This is a genomic window from Frigoribacterium faeni (assembly GCF_011761235.1).
In the GTDB taxonomy this organism is placed as follows: domain Bacteria; phylum Actinomycetota; class Actinomycetes; order Actinomycetales; family Microbacteriaceae; genus Frigoribacterium; species Frigoribacterium faeni_A.
On record NZ_JAAOYW010000001.1, the window covers coordinates 817,770 to 833,720 of the forward strand.

General features: G+C 75.2%; 12 protein-coding genes and 1 pseudogene. 9 read left to right on the forward strand and 4 right to left on the reverse strand.

The features are described from left to right. Positions 1-62: 62 nt before the first annotated feature. On the reverse strand, positions 63-410 hold the full coding sequence (locus FHR78_RS03745) for a hypothetical protein (RefSeq protein WP_166759141.1): 348 nt from the start codon (positions 408-410) through the stop codon (positions 63-65). Continuing rightward, on the reverse strand, positions 400-1,617 hold the full coding sequence (locus FHR78_RS03750; protein ID WP_243862003.1) for a DUF6177 family protein: 1,218 nt from the start codon (positions 1,615-1,617) through the stop codon (positions 400-402). The genes FHR78_RS03745 and FHR78_RS03750 overlap by 11 nt, the downstream gene beginning before the upstream one ends. 77 nt (positions 1,618-1,694) lie before the next feature. On the opposite strand from FHR78_RS03750, the gene FHR78_RS03755 reads away from it, so the two are divergent. Next, positions 1,695-2,639 carry a hypothetical protein gene (locus FHR78_RS03755; RefSeq protein WP_166759143.1) on the forward strand — a complete coding sequence of 315 codons (945 nt, stop codon included), beginning with the start codon at positions 1,695-1,697 and terminating at the stop codon, positions 2,637-2,639. A gap of 67 nt (positions 2,640-2,706) precedes the next feature. Here FHR78_RS03755 and FHR78_RS03760 read toward each other — a convergent pair whose 3' ends face one another. Together FHR78_RS03760 and ptsP are read right to left on the reverse strand one after the other, a co-directional pair. After that, positions 2,707-4,857 (reverse strand): RDD family protein, encoded by a 2,151-nt coding sequence (locus tag FHR78_RS03760; RefSeq protein ID WP_166759144.1) that lies wholly within the window; start codon positions 4,855-4,857, stop codon positions 2,707-2,709. Between the two features lie 149 nt (positions 4,858-5,006). Next, the gene (gene ptsP / locus FHR78_RS03765) at positions 5,007-6,659 is read right to left on the reverse strand and encodes a phosphoenolpyruvate--protein phosphotransferase (protein WP_166759145.1); all 1,653 of its coding nucleotides are present in this window, start codon (positions 6,657-6,659) and stop codon (positions 5,007-5,009) included. A 120-nt stretch (positions 6,660-6,779) separates the two neighbouring features. Here ptsP and FHR78_RS03770 point away from each other — a divergent pair, with 120 nt between their 5' ends. The 8 genes and pseudogenes from FHR78_RS03770 to FHR78_RS03805 all read left to right on the forward strand — a co-directional run bounded on the left by FHR78_RS03770 (position 6,780) and on the right by FHR78_RS03805 (position 15,929). Further along, complete coding sequence (locus FHR78_RS03770; RefSeq protein WP_166759146.1) at positions 6,780-7,955, forward strand: YihY/virulence factor BrkB family protein; 1,176 nt, start codon at positions 6,780-6,782, stop codon at positions 7,953-7,955. Positions 7,956-7,965: 10 nt separating this feature from the next. Next, positions 7,966-8,811, forward strand: coding sequence for an exodeoxyribonuclease III (locus FHR78_RS03775; protein ID WP_166759147.1), 846 nt, complete (start codon positions 7,966-7,968; stop codon positions 8,809-8,811). A 26-nt stretch (positions 8,812-8,837) separates the two neighbouring features. After that, on the forward strand, positions 8,838-9,884 hold the full coding sequence (gene trpS / locus FHR78_RS03780; RefSeq protein ID WP_208392748.1) for a tryptophan--tRNA ligase: 1,047 nt from the start codon (positions 8,838-8,840) through the stop codon (positions 9,882-9,884). Between the two features lie 2 nt (positions 9,885-9,886). Continuing rightward, positions 9,887-10,537, forward strand: coding sequence for a GNAT family N-acetyltransferase (locus FHR78_RS03785; protein WP_166759149.1), 651 nt, complete (start codon positions 9,887-9,889; stop codon positions 10,535-10,537). A 56-nt stretch (positions 10,538-10,593) separates the two neighbouring features. Beyond that, complete coding sequence (gene ribD, locus FHR78_RS03790) at positions 10,594-11,595, forward strand: bifunctional diaminohydroxyphosphoribosylaminopyrimidine deaminase/5-amino-6-(5-phosphoribosylamino)uracil reductase RibD (protein ID WP_166759690.1); 1,002 nt, start codon at positions 10,594-10,596, stop codon at positions 11,593-11,595. A 5-nt stretch (positions 11,596-11,600) separates the two neighbouring features. Next, a pseudogene (gene ribA, locus FHR78_RS03795) lies at positions 11,601-12,218 on the forward strand (GTP cyclohydrolase II); the annotation flags it as partial. A 286-nt stretch (positions 12,219-12,504) separates the two neighbouring features. Next, entirely contained in the window at positions 12,505-13,851 is a 1,347-nt protein-coding gene (locus FHR78_RS03800) for an MFS transporter (RefSeq protein WP_166759151.1), read from the forward strand. A 92-nt stretch (positions 13,852-13,943) separates the two neighbouring features. After that, positions 13,944-15,929 (forward strand): ABC transporter ATP-binding protein, encoded by a 1,986-nt coding sequence (locus FHR78_RS03805; RefSeq protein WP_166759152.1) that lies wholly within the window; start codon positions 13,944-13,946, stop codon positions 15,927-15,929. Positions 15,930-15,951 lie beyond the last annotated feature (22 nt).

The window sequence follows — 15,951 nt, forward strand, 5'->3', positions numbered from 1 at the left end:
GGCTCCACCTCGGTGAGGCCGGGCCCGTCGGCGTCCAGGCCGGGAAGAGCAGAGGAGGCGCCTCAGTCGTCCTCGACGATGCAGACGGCGTCGAGGCCGAGTGCCAGGTGCAGGGCCACGGAGACGCCCTGCTCGCCCTCGGCGCCGTGCGGGGCGACGGCGTCGACCCACCAGACCGGCAGACCGAGGGCCGGCGGGTCGGGCAGCAGGCGCTCGATCTCGCCCGCGACCGTGACCTGCTCGGAGCCGAACACGGTGAGCACCGCCTCGCCCGAGCCGCCGAAGACCTGGAACGCCGCCCCGCCGTCGATCTCGCGCACGCCGAGCGACTCGTCGACCGTCCGGGCGGCGGTGGCGAGGTCGAGGGCGTCGACGCCGTGGGGACTCAGGATCGTGATGTCACGGGGCACCGGGGCGCGCCTCCTCGGGGCTGTCGGGGTCGTCGAGGTCGTCGTGCCACGACTCGGGCGGGCCGCCCGAGACCATGTCGGCCACGCGGTCGGGGCCGACGGCCTCGAGCGTGTCGTGCAGGGCCTCCCACCCGGAGGTCGACGCGTCGCCCAGGGGGACGACCAGGGCGGGGAGGCGCGGCCGACCCACGACCGAGACGCCGCGGGGCACGGGGATCGACGTCGCCTCGATGCCGAGGCGCGCGACGGACGGCGCCCCGATCAGCAGGAGGACGGGGTTCGGCTGCGGGTAGGTGACGGCCCGGACGCTGCGGTCGGGCTCGCCGCGCCGGGCCACGACGAGGGCGAAGGTCGGCAAGGAGGTGCGGGCGATGTCCGAGAGGGCGGCGGCGAGCCTCGAGACGGCCGCGTCCACGGCGTCCCCGTCGCGCCCGTCGACCTCGCCCTCGCCCTCGGTGGGGACGGAGAGGGTCAGCGCGGTCGTCTCCTCGATGCCGTGCTCGGTCACGCGCGCGGTCACCGTGCCGGAGAGATGAGGCCCCTCGACGACGATCCGCACCAGCTCGGGGGCCGCGTGCCGCGCGTGCTGCGTGAGCACCCAGCGGTCCCACGGTCGACGGAGCGGCTCGGTCTCGCCCCAGCGGTCCGGCTGCGAGGCCGCGACGGCCTCGGCGAGAAGCTCGACGGCGCCGCCGAGGCTCGTGTCGTGGCTGGCACGGTGCAGGACGGTGAGGTCGACGGAGAGCTGCGCGGCGGTGCCCACCGCCTCCTGCACGACGGCGGCGCGGCCGGCCTCGGCGGCCTGGTCGCCGACGTCGGGCTCGGCCGACGTGCCCGCGGAGTCGAGGTCGGCCCAGGGCGAGCCGGTCAGCCCGTCACGGAGGCCGCCGTGGTCGTCGTGGACGGCCCAGGCGGCACCGGCGCCGACGAGCGCGGCGCGGGCGCCGACCGTCAGGCGCGACGCCTCGCCCGTCACGAGCACGATCCGGCGTCGGCTGCGACCACGGCCGAGGAGGTCGGCGAGCGGTGCGCTCAGCCTGACGACGCGGGCCCGGCTGTCGACCCTGACGACGTGGGAGGTCACGTCGTCGATCAACGGGTGTCGGATAGGGGTGCCCACGTCGACCAGTCTGCTCCCCCGGCCCTGCGCGTCGACCGGATCGCCGCCTCCTCGTGCGGAACAGGGCGGGAGACCGGCCGGACGCATAGTCTGTCGATGCCGTCCGCGTGGCCCGCGACGCCGGCACCGCTCCCGATCCCCGACCACGACCGAGAGGCCCCGACGTGGACGTCGCCCGACAGCAGCACCTCCAGGACCAGATCGCCGCCCGCGTCGCCGGGTCGCTGGCCGACGTCGACTGGGCGGAGGCCACCCTCTTCGTGCTCCAGGTCGCCGGCGTCCGCCGCGCCTGGGTCGACGCCCTCGACGCCGTCGGCAGCGCGAAGCCCGACCTCCCGACGCCCGACGTCGACGACCTCGCGGCCGAGCTGAGGGAGGTCATGGCCGACCCCGAGCGCGGCACCTGGTTCTCGCTCGTGCTCACGCTCACCGCGGCGGGCTCGTTCACGGCGCGCTTCAACGGCGACCGCCGAGTGTTCGACGACCCGGCGTCGCCCTTCGAGGCGACGGGCGACGAGGTCGTGCCGAGCGACGCGGACTACGCGGCCGACCTGGCGCGGTTCCCGCGTACGGAGAAGTACCGGCCCGACTGGTTGCCCGCCGCCGGCCCGGCCCCGGCCGGGTCCGCGGACCCGGCGACCGCGGGGCCTGCCGCCGACGCCGCATCCCCCGCCGGTGCGGTGCCGCCCGCCGCGCTCCCCTCCTCGCTGGCGGGGCTCGACGGTCGGTGGGGCTGGTCGGGGGTGCTCACGAGCGTGGCACGGCAGACGGCCACGTCCCCCGTCTCCTCCTCCCCCGCCGGGGCGCCGACCGACGAGCCCGACGCCCCCGAGCTCACGCTCACCCAGCTCGAGCGCCGCGTCCGCGACGCGGTCGTGCTCGACGTGATCGCGCCCCACCGCGTCGGGACGCTGCTGCGTCTGCACGCCGAGGCCGTCGACGCCGGCGTGCTCCCCGCGGTCGACGCGGTCGGGTCCGTCGACACCGACCTGGGCCTCGAGGAGGCGCGGGTCGCCCACCCCGAGGTCGTCCCGGTCGTCGAGGCGGCCGTCGCGAGCGTCGTCGACGTGGTCGTCGCCGAGCACGTGCAGGCGGTCGTCGCCGACTGACCCGTCGGCTCGGGCGCGCTGCGGCGAGGCGCGGGCGGTGCGATCGCGCTCGGCCGGCCTGCCGGTCTCAGGCCAGGCGGACGAGGACCGGGCGGTCGACGGGCGGCCGCCAGGAGGGGTCGGCCACCGGGTCGGACCCCCGGCGGACGTCGACCACCTGGCTGCGTGCCGCCCGGTCGTGCCAGCCCCTCCGCCGGCCTGAGGGGTCGAGGGACGTCGCGGAGATCAGCAGGAGCAGCAGCCAGATCCACGCCAGCCCGAGCGGGAACACGACGAGCCCACGCAGGAGCGCCCTGCCGACGCCCACCGTGCGACGCGGGTCGGAGTCGTGCACGACGCGGAGACCGAGCAGCAGCTTGCCCGGCGTGCGCCCGAGCAGGCCGACGGCCACGCCCAGGCCGACGAGCCACGCGAGCTCCGCCGAGAAGAACGCCGTCGGCACGGCCCAGGCCTCGACGGCGGGGTCGGGCACGACGAGGACGGCGGCGAAGAGGGTGCCGTAGAGCACCGCCACCGAGAGGACGACGTCGATCGCGAGCGCCGCGATGCGCCGCCCGAGGCCGGCGACCACGATGCCCGGCCACTGCTCGCCGGGCCCCAGCCGGACCAGGGGCACGGGGGCGACGATCGTTCCCCCGGCGGAGGTGGGCGGGGCATCGGTCGCGGGCACCCACGGGCTCGTCGCCCCCGGCTCCTGCCGCTCGGGCTGTCCCCCACGCGCAGGCGAGCCCGCGGCCGGCGGCACGCCGCCCACCCTGCGGGGCGCGTCGGGGTCCAGCACGAGGGCGACGATGTCGTCCGCACCGAGCCTGAGCACGTGCGCGGCGCCCACGGCAGCGCGACGAGCGTCCGAGCCGGGGAACGAGACCCGCTCGTCGCCGGCGTCCGAGCGCCACGACACCGTGACCGCACGGGCGCCCTGCTCGACGTGGACACCGGCGGGGACCGAGCCGAGGTCGTCGCCCACGGCGATCCGCTCGAGGCCGAGGACGGCGCGGACGGGGACGCGCAGCTCCCAGAGCAGCAGGCGCAGAGCGAGGTCGAGCGTGCCGGCCGTGGCCCGGACGCGCGTTCGGCCCCGCTCCGTGCTCGCGACGTCGAACGTCGCGCCGGACGCGGTGACCTGGAACCCCGTGTCGCCGCCGCCGACCGCCAGCTCCGCCCCCGGCTGCTCGACGACGCGGAGGCGGCCGCGCTCCGCGAGGGCCACGACGAGATCGCGGACGTCGACGTCCGCGTCGCCGCCGACCGGGTCGGGCTCGTCGGCCGGCCGGTCGACAGCGGCGAGCCTCGCGTCGAGGGCGGCCTCGACCAAGGTGTCGACGACGTCGCCGAGGTCCTGGAGCACGAGGTCGAGCGGCGACCCCGGGACGAGGTGGGCGCGGACGTCGGACCGAGGATCGACCGCTGCGCCGAGTGACGGGTCACGCCCCGTGGCTCGGGCCCACGGCTCCCAGAGCCCGAGGACTCCTCCGGCGTCGTGCGACAGGACCCGCTCGCCCCAGACGGCCGACCAGGCGGCTCCGACGACGTCGTCGGTCTCGGGCATCCGCGCGCGCTCGCGCGCGGACTCCGACGCGAGGAGTCGGGCCGTCTCGGGACGGAGCGCCCGGTCGAGATGCGACACCACGCTCTCCCAGACGCCCTCCCACCCAGGCAGGGCCGCGATGTCGGCCACGGAGGCCGGTGGGGGCAGAGGGCCGGCGGCCCGCTCGGGCTCGGCGACGACCGGCCGCGGCTCGACCGCCGGGAGCGCGACCGGGTACCAGGCAGGGAGCGCCTCGGGGCGTCGAGGGTGCCGCTCGAGGTCGGCGACCAGGGCGGCGTCGCCGGGCCAGCCGTCGGGGTGCACGTCGTCGCGGTGACCGTCGAGAGGGTCACCGGTGGGGGACCACGACGGTCGGCGGTCCCAGTTGTACTCAAACGTCGAGCGCCCGTCTGCCGTCACGGTGAGGAAGACGCTGAACCAGGCGCCCTCACCCGGTCGCTCCGTCTCACGGCGGAGCTCCCTCATCAGCGCGTCGACCTCGCGCGGCACGCGGATGCTCGACATTGTGCCCTCGGCGTCCCAGATCTCGAGGAACGTCTGGCTGGTGCCGGCGATCTCGGACCAGAACACGCGGACTCGCACCCACGGGCCACGAGCGGACCGCGACACGGCACGGAACACGGCGAGCGCCGCCTCCTCCTGCTTCGCCTCGACGACGGCGACGTCCATGACCCTCCCCTGTGCCGAGGCCCGGCTCCGGGCGCGTCCGACCTGTCCATCCTGGCCCATGGAGGACGAGGTGGGTGGTAAGCCAGCGCTCGGCCGACGTCAGCCGGACGACCTGGAGGGTGCTGGTGCCGGGCGCCCGGCCCGGGCCCTCAGCCGGCGGCGACGGCCTCGGCCGCCTCGCGGGCGCCGGAGGCGGTGGTCGCGGCGATCGCGGCGGTCGCGAGGGCGCGCGCCTGCTCGAGCGTGTGCTGGCCGAGCTCGAGGCGGACGTCGGCGAGGGCCGCCGGCGTCATCGACAAGGTGGTCGCGCCGAGGCCGACGAGCACGACGGCGAGCAGCGGGTCGGCCGCGGCCTCGCCGCAGATGCCGACGGGCTTGCCGGCCGCGGCGCCGGCGTCGCCGAGCGCCTTCACCAGGCGCAGCACCGCGGGGTGCCAGGGATCCTGGTAGCTGGCGACCGACCCGAGCATGCGGTCGGCGGCGAGCGTGTACTGCGTCAGGTCGTTCGTGCCGACGCTGACGAAGTCGGCCGACGAGAAGATCTGGTCGGCGAGGACGGCGAGCGACGGCACCTCGGCCATGACGCCGACGGTCTTGAGCCCGAGCTCGCGGCCGAGTGCGACGAAGTACTCGGTCTCCTCGGCGTCGCTGACCATGGGCGCCATGACCCAGAGGTCGGCGGTCGTCGCGGCCTGGGCGGCGGCGAGGGCGGTCAGCTGGTCGCGGAGGATCTGCTCCTTGACGCGGAGGGCGCGGAGGCCGCGCAGGCCCAGGGCCGGGTTCTCCTCGTGGGCGTCGTTGAGGAAGCTGAGGGGCTTGTCGGCACCGGCGTCGAGCGCGCGCACGACGACCTTGCGGCCGGGGAACGCCTCGAGCAGGGCCGTGTAGCTGGCGGTCTGGCTCTCGACCGTGGGCGCCGAGCTGTTGCCGAGGAACAGGAACTCGGTGCGGAACAGGCCCACGCCCTCGGCACCGAGCGCGACGGCGCCCGCCGCCTCGTCAGGCGAGCCGAGGTTCGCGAGCAGGGGCACCGCGTGGCCGTCGGCGAGCGCGCCGTCGGTCAGCGGGGCCGCGGCCGCGGCGGCGCGGTCGGCGATGCGCTTCTCGGCGTCGGCGACCTCGTCGGCCGAGGGGTCGACGGTGACGACGCCGGTCGCGGCGTCGGCCACGACGACGGTGCCGTCGGCGAGGTCGAGCGCGCCGGTGACGCCCACGATGGCGGGGATCGACTTCGACCGGGCGAGGATCGCGGTGTGCGAGGTCGGGCCGCCGTCGCGGGTGACGAGGGCGAGCACCTTCTCGAGGTCGAGCAGCGCGGTGTCGGCGGGGGCGAGGTCGGGGGCGACGAGCACGAAGGGCGTGTCGCTCTCGGGGACTCCGGGCGCGGGGACGCCGCGCAGCGAGGCGATGACGCGCTGGGCGACGTCGCCGAGGTCGGTGGCGCGCTCGGCCATGTAGCCGCCCATGCCGACCAGCAGCTCCTGGAACGCGGCGAAGGCGTCGAAGACCGCCCGCTCGCCCGTGGCGCCGTCGGCGATGCGCTGGTCGACGTCGTCGACGAGCGTCGGGTCCTGGGCCATGAGGGCCTGGGCGTCGAGGACGTCCTTCGCCTCGCCGCCCGCCTTCTCGCCGCGCGCCGTCAGGTCGGCGGCCACGGCGGCGAGCGCCTGCGCCACGGCGGCCGACTCGGCGGCCGCGTCGGCGGTGCGCCCCTCGGTGCCGGGCTCGGGAAGAGGCTCGGGCATCCTCAGGACCGGGCCGACGGCCACTCCACGTCCGACGCCAACGCCCTGTAGTGCCACTGTGTACCTCTTCGTGCTCGCGGTGTCTGCGGCGGGCGCGCTGATCGGCGGCGCCGCGGGGTCGACGCCATCGTACGCGAGCGGCGGCGCTCGCCCCCCGCACGCCCGTACCCTGGGTCCATGCGCCGCCGACCCGACGACGCCGAGCCCGGCGGCCCCGCCGTCCCTCGGTCCCCCGCCCCGCGGTCCGAGGCCCCGCCCCGGGCCGCCCGGGCCGCGGCGCTCGGCTCACGCGTGGCGTCGTGGCGGCCCGTCCGGGTGCTCGGGCGGCACGTCGTGCAGAAGGGCCCGCTGCTCGCGGCGGGCCTCACCTACCAGGCGCTGTTCGCCCTCTTCTCCGCCCTGTGGGTGGGCTTCAGCGTCGCCGGCTTCGTCGTCGCCGGCAACGAGGTGGTGCGCGACGAGCTCATCGCGTTCATCCAGTCGGCCGTCCCGGGCGTCATCGCCGACGAGACCGGCGCGGGCGTCGTCGAGCCCGGCGCCCTGGCGAACGCCTCCGTCTTCGGCTGGACGGGCACAGTGGCCCTCGTCGGCCTGGTCTTCTCGTCGATCCGCCTCTTCGGCAGCATGCGCGACTCGGTGCGCACCGTGTTCCGCGCACCCCAGCCCGCGACGCCGCTCCTCCTCCTCGTGGTGCGCGACCTGGTGCTCGCGCTCGCCTTCGGGGCGACGGTGCTCGTCTCCGCGTCGATCTCGCTGCTGAGCACGACGGCGGTGACCTGGGGCCTCCGGCTCGTGGGGCTGTCGACCGACTCCGACGCGTCGGCGGCCCTGCTGCGGCTCGTCGGGCTCGTGCTCGTCTTCGCGTTCGACACCGCGGTGCTCGCCGTGCTGTTCCGGGTGCTGGCGGGCCTGCACATCCCGACCCGGCGCCTCCTCGCGGGGTCGGCGATCGGCGGCGCGGGCTTCGTGCTCATCACCTTCGTCGGCGGCACCCTGCTGCGCGCCGCGGGGTCGAACCCCCTGCTGGCGTCGTTCGCGGCGATCGTCGGGCTCCTGCTCGTCATCAACCTGCTCTGCCAGGTGCTGCTGCTCGCGGCCGGGTGGATCGCCGTCGGCATGGACGACATCGGCGTGCTCGCCGACCCGCACGCCGAGGCGGAGCGGCTGCGGCTGCTCGAGGAGGCGCGACGAGCCGAGGAGGCGCGGGCCGCCACCCGCAGGACGCGTGCGGCCGAGCGGCTGCGCGGCCTGGCGTCGCGCATGCCGCGGGCGCTGCGCGGTCGCGGCGACCGCGCCGGGCACGGCGCCGGGGAGGCCGACGAGGACGGCTCGGGCGTCGGTCGCCGCCGCTAGTCTCTCTGGCATGGGTTCTCGTCTCCGTCTCGCCTCGGTCAACGTCAACGGCATCCGCGCCGCGTACCGCAAGGGCATGGGCGACTGGCTCGCCGACCGCGACGTCGACGTCCTCACCCTGCAAGAGGTGCGGGCCTCGACCGACGACCTCGAGGGGCTGCTCGGCCCCGAGTGGAACGTGCTGCACCACCCGGCCACGGCCAAGGGCCGCGCGGGGGTGGCGATCGCGTCGCGGGGCGCCGCGCAGATCCACCGGGTCGAGCTCGGCCCCGACGACTTCGACAGCGCCGGCCGCTGGATCGAGGCCGACTACGACGTCGACGGCACGATCGTCACCGTCGTCAGCACCTACGTGCACTCCGGCGAGGTCGGCACCGAGAAGCAAGACGAGAAATGGCGGTTCCTCGACGCGATGACCGAGCGCCTGCCCGAGATCGCCGCGCACTCCGAGCTCGCCGTCGTCACGGGCGACCTCAACGTCGGGCACCGCGAGCTCGACATCAAGAACTGGAAGGGCAACGTCAAGCGCGCCGGCTTCCTGCCCCGCGAACGGGCCTACTTCGACCGCTTCTTCGGGCCCGCCGGCGAGCCGGTCGAGGGCGCCGACGGCAGCACGGGCCCCGGGCTCGGCTGGGTCGACGTCGGTCGGCGTCTGGCGGGCGAGGTCGAGGGGCCGTACACGTGGTGGTCCTGGCGCGGCCAGGCCTTCGACAACGACACCGGGTGGCGCATCGACTACCACGCGGCCACCCCGGCCCTCGCCGAGCGGGCCTCCGGCCTCGTCGTCGACCGTGCCGCCTCCTACGACAAGCGATGGTCCGACCACGCCCCCGTCGTCGTCGACTACGACATCTGACCTGCCCCTTCCCTCCTGAGGACACCATGACCAGCACCACCCCCGCCGCCTCCGCCCCCACGACCGCCGCCGAGCGCCCCCGGCTCTTCTCCGGCATGCAGCCCACGTCCGACTCCCTGCACGTGGGCAACTACGTCGGGGCGCTGCTGCAGTGGCGCGAGCTCCAGACGAGCCACGACGCCCTGTTCTGCGTCGTCGACATGCACGCCATCACCGTGCCGCAGGACCCGGCCACGCTGCGCGAGCAGACGCGCCGTACCGCCGCCCAGTACATCGCCGCGGGCATCGACCCCGAGCGCTCGACGCTGTTCATCCAGTCGCACGTGCCGGCCCACGCGCAGCTGGCCTGGGTGCTCAACACCCTCACCGGCTTCGGCGAGGCCAGCCGCATGACCCAGTTCAAGGACAAGTCGGCGAAGCAGGGGGCCGACGCGGCGACGCTGGGGCTCTTCGCCTACCCGACCCTGATGGCCGCGGACATCCTGCTCTACCAGGCCGAGTCCGTGCCGGTCGGCGACGACCAGCGCCAGCACGTCGAGCTGACCCGCGACCTGGCCGGCCGGTTCAACTCGCGCTACGGCGCCACCTTCGTCGTGCCCGAGGCGGCCATCCTCAAGGAGACCGCGCGCATCTACGACCTGCAGACGCCCGAGTCGAAGATGAGCAAGTCCGCGGCGACCGACTCCGGCATCGTCTGGATGCTCGACGAGCCGTCGCGCACCGCGAAGAAGATCAAGTCGGCCGTCACCGACACCGAGCGCGAGATCCGCTTCGACCGCGGCGCCAAGGCGGGCGTGTCGAACCTCCTGACGATCCTGTCGGCCTTCTCGGGCACCGCCGTCGCGACCCTCGAAGAGCAGTACGCGGGGCGCGGCTACGGCGACCTGAAGAAAGACGTGGCCGAGGTGGTCGTCGAGACCTTCACGCCGATCCGGGCCCGCACCCTCGAGCTGCTCGACGACCCGGCCGAGCTCGACCGGGTGCTCGCGGGCAACGCCGAGCGGGCCGACGCCATCGCGCAGGCCACGCTCGACACGGTGTACGACCGCATCGGGTTCGTCCGCAGGGCCTGACCGTGCAGCCCTTCGTGCTCGAGTCGCCGGTCCTCCGGCTCGAGGTGCCGGGCCCGGCCGACGTCGAGGCGATCGTCGACGCGTGCCAGGACCCGGTGCTGCAGCGGTTCACGACCGTGCCGACGCCCTACGACCGCTCCGACGCCCGGTTCTTCCTCGACCGGATCGTGCGCCACGGCTGGTCGACCGGTCGTGAGGCGACCTGGGGCCTGCGCGGTCCCGGCTCGTCGCTGCTGCTCGGCATCGTGAGCGTGCGGCTCGGCACCCGGGACGTCGGCTTCTGGACGGTGCCGGCCGCCCGGGGCCGGGGCCTGATGACCGAGGCGCTCCGTCTCGTCGCCGACTGGGCGCTCGGCGAGGGCGGCGTCGACCAGCTGCACTGGGAGGGCTACGTCGGCAACGACGCCTCCGCCGCGGTGGCCCGCAAGGCGGGCTTCCGCTACGCCGGCGTCGGCCCGGGCATGCACCCGGGCCGGGACGGCGGCCGGCCCCTCTGCTGGAAGGCCCGCCTGCGCGCCGACGACGACCGGTCGCCCAAGGCGGGCTGGCCCGACCTCGGCGGCGGCGCCGTCCGGGAATGCCCGCCCGCCGACGACGTTGACGACAGCAGGCCGCAGACGCGCGGCGTGCCCCGCTCCCCGGAGGACTCGTGACCGACCAGACCAGCACCGGCGCCACGACGGTCGACGACGCGACCGTCGAGGCGGCCATGCGCCGAGCGCTCGAGCTCGCCGCACGGGGTCCCGCGCGCGGGGTCAACCCGCAGGTGGGCTGCGTGCTCCTCGCTCCCGACGGCCGCACCGTGGCCGAGGGGTGGCACCGCGGGGCGGGCACCCCGCACGCCGAGGTCGACGCGCTCTCCCGGCTCGGCGCGGACGAGGCCCGCGGGCTCACCGCGGTCGTCACCCTCGAGCCGTGCGACCACACCGGCCGCACCGGGCCGTGCAGCGAGGCGCTGCTCGCGGCGGGCGTCGCGCGGGTCGTGTACGCGGTCGACGACCCCGGCGACGAGTCCTCGGGGGGCGGGGCGCGCCTCCTCGGGGCCGGCGTCGCCGTCGAGCGGGGCGTCCTCGCCGACGAGGCCGCCGAGCTCGTCCGCCGCTGGCTCGTCCCCGCGCGCACCGGCCGGCCCTTCGTCACCGTCAAGTGGGCGTCGAGCCTCGACGGCCGGGCGGCGGCCGCGGACGGCAGCAGCCGCTGGATCACGGGCACGGCCGCGCGTCAGCACGTGCACGAGGTGCGGGCCGACCACGACGCGATCCTCGTCGGCACGGGCACCGTGCTGGCCGACGACCCGAGCCTCACGGCCCGCGGCGACGCCGGCGAGCTGCTCGCCGACCAGCCCGTGCCGGTCGTCGTGGGCGACCGCCCCGTGCCCGCCGACGCCCGGCTGCACCGCCACCCCCGCGAGCTCGTGCAGGTCGCCGGGCACGACCCCGCGGCGGCGCTCGACGAGCTGTGGCGGCGGGGAGTCCGCAGCGTGCTCGTCGAGGGCGGCCCGACGACCGCGAGCGCGTTCGTCCGCGCCGGGCTCGTCGACGACTACCTCGTCTACCTCGCACCGACCCTGATCGGCGGACCGCGCACCGCGCTCGACGACCTCGGGGTCGCGTCCGTCGACGACCAGCGACGCCTCCGCGTCGCCTCCGTCACCCCGCTCGGCACCGACCTCCTGATCGTGGCCCGCGACGACACCGGGAGCACCCCATGACCGAGTCCCACGTCACCTTCGAGGTCGAGACCACCGTCCCCACCACGCACGGCACGTTCCGCGTGCGCGCCTACACCGACGTCGAGACCGGCGCCGACCACCTCGCGATCGTCGCCTCGCGCCCCGACGGCACCGCCCCGGGGCCGGGCTCGCTCGTCCGCGTGCACTCCGAGTGCCTCACGGGCGAGGCCTTCGGGTCGCTCAAGTGCGAGTGCGGTCCGCAGCTCGACGCGGCGCTCGACACCATCCACGAGCACGGGGGCGTCGTCGTGTACCTCCGCGGGCACGAGGGCCGCGGCATCGGCCTGATCAACAAGCTGCGGGCCTACCGCCTGCAGGAGGACGGCCTCGACACCCTCGACGCCAACCTGGCGCTGGGGCTGCCCGCCGACTCGCGCCAGTACGGCGCCGCGGCCGACATGCTGCGCGACCTCGGCGTGACGTCGGTCCACCTGCTCAGCAACAACCCCGACAAGCGTCGCCAGCTCGTGCAGCACGGCATCGAGGTGCTCGACTCCGTGCCCCTCGTCGTCGGCGTCGGCGCGTTCAACGAGGGGTACCTCGACACCAAGCGCGACCGCATGGGGCACGAGCTGCCCGACCGGCTGCACGACGCCGGCTGACCCGGCGGCGGGCCCCCGCGACGACGGCGCCGACGAGGGGGCACCGGCGACGACGGCACCGACGAGGGCGGCACCGACGAGAGGGCATCGGCGAGGCTGCACCGGCGAGGTACGATGGGCGACGGCCGTCACGAGCGGCCGCCCCTCGCACCACGCACCACGGCCCCCGCGCGACCTGCCGATCACGGCCGACGCGTCCTCGCCTCCGACTCCCCCGTGCCCATCTCGCACCGGACTCGTCGAGGCCGCCGACCCTCGTCCGCTCCCCGCCGCCCGGAGTCCCCGCATGTCCCGCAGCACCGTCGCCTCGTCGACCTCCTCCGCCCCTCCCGTCAACAAGCGCTCGCGCGTCGTCGTCGCGAGCCTCGTCGGCACCTCCATCGAGTTCTACGACTTCTACGTCTACGCGACGGCGGCCGTGCTCGTGTTCCCGACCATCTTCTTCGCGAACGACGACCCGGCCGTCGCTCGTCTCGCCTCCTTCGCGGTCTTCGGCGTCGCGTTCATCGCGCGCCCGGTCGGCTCGATCGTGTTCGGCCACTTCGGCGACCGCATCGGCCGCAAGGGCACCCTCGTGGCGTCGCTGCTCACGATGGGCGTCGCCACCGTGCTGATCGGCTGCGTCCCCGCCGGCACCACGCCCGGCTGGGCCGTCGCGGGCCCCGCGTGCCTCGTCGTGCTGCGCTTCTGCCAGGGCCTCGGCCTCGGCGGCGAGTGGAGCGGCGCCGCGCTGCTCGCGACCGAGAACGCCCCCGCGGGACGCCGTGCCATCTGGGGCACGTTCCCGCAGCTGGGCGCCCCCATCGGCTTCATCATCGCCAACCTCGTGTTCATCGTCCTGGGCGCGAACCTGACCGACGAGCAGTTCCTCAGCTGGGGCTGGCGCGTGCCGTTCCTGGCCAGCGCCCTGCTCGTGATCATCGGCCTCTACGTGCGCTTCAAGCTCATCGAGACGCCCGCGTTCCAGGCCGTGGTCGACTCCGGCAACGTCGCGAAGCTGCCCCTGGCGCGCGTCTTCTCGACCAGCTGGCGCCCGCTGATCCTCGGCACGTTCATCATGCTGGCCACCTACACGCTCTTCTACCTGATGACCACCTTCACGCTCACCTACGGCACCGCCGAGGCGTCGGGCGACGCCCCCGGGCTCGGGATCGAGCGCACCGAGTTCCTGCTCATGCTGATCTTCGGCTGCGTGTTCTTCGGCGTCTTCACGCTGGTGTCGGGGCCCCTGGCGGAGCGATTCGGCCGCCGCGCGCTGCTGATCGGCGTGACGACCGCGATCCTGCTCTTCGGCTTCTCGTTCGCCCCGTTCTTCGCGGCCGGCCAGCTGGGGGCGCAGGCGCTGCTCATCGTCGGGTTCACCCTGATGGGCCTCACCTTCGGGCCGATGGGCGCGGTGCTCCCCGAGCTGTTCCCGACGAGCGTGCGCTACACCGGCTCGGCGATCAGCTACAACGTCGCCAGCATCCTCGGCGCGGCCGTCGCCCCCTTCATCGCCGTCGCCCTGTGGCAGGCGGCCGGCGGCAGCACGTGGCTCGTCGGCCTCTACCTGTCGTCGATGGCCGTGCTGACCCTGGTGGCGCTGCTCCTCAGCCGCGAGACGAAGCACGTGGAGTACGACACGGCCGGCTGACCCGACGCTTGCCAGCCGGGGCGCAGCCTGCCCGGGGCGGGACGAAGTACCGTGGTCGAGGCGATCCGCCACGACCTGTCCCGAGAGGCACCATGAGCTCCGACACGAGCACTCGATCCGCGTCGTCCCCCGCCCCCGAGGAGGCGCCCGGCGGCTCCCCGGCACCGGGCGCGAAGGGCGACGGGCCGGCCGGGGCCACGGGGCGGGGTCCGCGCGGCGGTGCGGGTCTCCGCGGCGGCCGCGGCGGCCGCGGCGGCCGGTCCGGACGTGGTCGCGGCGAGCCCGACGGGCCGCGCGCCACGTTCCGCCAGCTGGTCCCCTACCTCGTCGAGCACAAGGGCGTGATGGCCGTCATCATCGTGCTCAGCGTGCTCGGCGCCGCCGCCTCCCTGGGGCAGCCCCTGCTCGTCAGCCGCGTCATCACCCTCGTCCAGCAGGGCGAGACGCTCGGCCGGCTCGTCTGGGCCCTCGTCGCCCTCGTCGTGGTGGCCGGCCTGCTCAGCGGGTTCCAGCACTACCTGCTGCAGCGCACCGGAGAGGGCGTCGTGCTCTCGAGCCGGCGCCGTCTCGTCGCACAGCTGCTGCACCTCCCCGTCAGCGAGTTCGACCGTCGGCGCACCGGCGACCTGGTCTCGCGGGTCGGCAGCGACACGACGCTGCTCCGCGCCGTGCTGACGCAGGGCCTCGTCGAGGCCATCGGCGGCTCGCTCACCTTCGTCGGGGCGCTCGTCGGCATGTTCCTCATCGACCCCGTGCTGCTCGGCCTGACCGTGCTCGTGGTCGCCGTGTCGGTGGCCGTCGTCGTGCTGCTCTCGGGCCGCATCCGCGTCGCCAGCCGCCGGGCTCAGGAGAAGGTCGGCGACCTGACCGCCGCCGTCGAGCGCTCGATCAGCTCGGTGCGCACCATCCGGGCCAGCGGCGCCGCCGAGCGCGAGATCGTCGGCGTCCAGGCCGACGCCGAGGGCGCCTACCGGCGCGGCCTCGAGGTCGCCCGCATCTCGGCGCTCGTCGTGCCCATCGCCTCCGTCGCCCTTCAGGCGTCGTTCCTGGTGGTGCTCGGCGTGGGCGGGTTCCGCGTCGCCAGCGGCACCATCACCATCGCCTCGCTCGTGTCGTTCATCCTGTTCCTGTTCCTCATGATCATGCCGCTCGGGCAGGCGATGGGCGCCGTGCTCAGCGTCAACCAGGCCCTCGGCGCGCTGGGCCGCATCCAGGAGATCCTCGACCTCCCCCGCGAGACCGACGGCGACGCCGCGACGGCCGCGGGGCTCGGCGACGACGCCCGCGTCGAGACCGACGCGGCGATCCGGTTCGACGACGTGCACTTCCGCTACCCCGACGCACCGGCCGTCGCCGAGGGCGGCGCGACGCGGCCCCGGGGCGACGCCGACGACGACCTCACCGTGCTGCGCGGGGTGACGTTCTCGGCCCCGGCGGGCAAGCGCACCGCCCTGGTCGGCCCGTCCGGCGCCGGCAAGAGCACCATCCTCGCCCTGATCGAGCGCTTCTACGACCCGACCTCGGGCGTCGTCCGGCTCGGCGGCGTCGACGTGCGGGCGCTGGACCGCGTCGACCTGCGCTCGCAGATCGGCTACGTCGAGCAGGACGCCGCGGTGCTCGCCGGCACCATCAGGGACAACCTGACGCTCGGGTCGCCCGAGGCCACGGACGACGACTGCCGCCGCGTGCTCGAGGCCGTGAACCTCACCGCCGTGCTCGAGCGGGGCGAGCTCGGCCTCGACGCCCAGGTCGGCGAGGACGGCGTGCTGCTCTCGGGCGGCGAGCGCCAGCGGCTGGCGATCGCCCGCACGCTGCTGTCGGCCCCGCCGCTGCTGCTGCTCGACGAGTCGACCTCGAGCCTCGACGGCCTCAACGAGCAGCGCCTGCGCGAGGCCATCGACGCCGTGGCCGAGGGGCGCACGCTGATCGTCATCGCACACCGGCTCTCGACGGTGGTCGACAGCGACCAGATCGTCGTCGTCGACGGCGGTCGCGTCGTCGGCGTCGGCACGCACTCCGAGCTGGTCGAGAGCACCCCGCTGTACAAGGACCTCGCCAAGCACCAGCTGCTCGTCTAGCCCTCGCGGCGGCGCGCGCGGG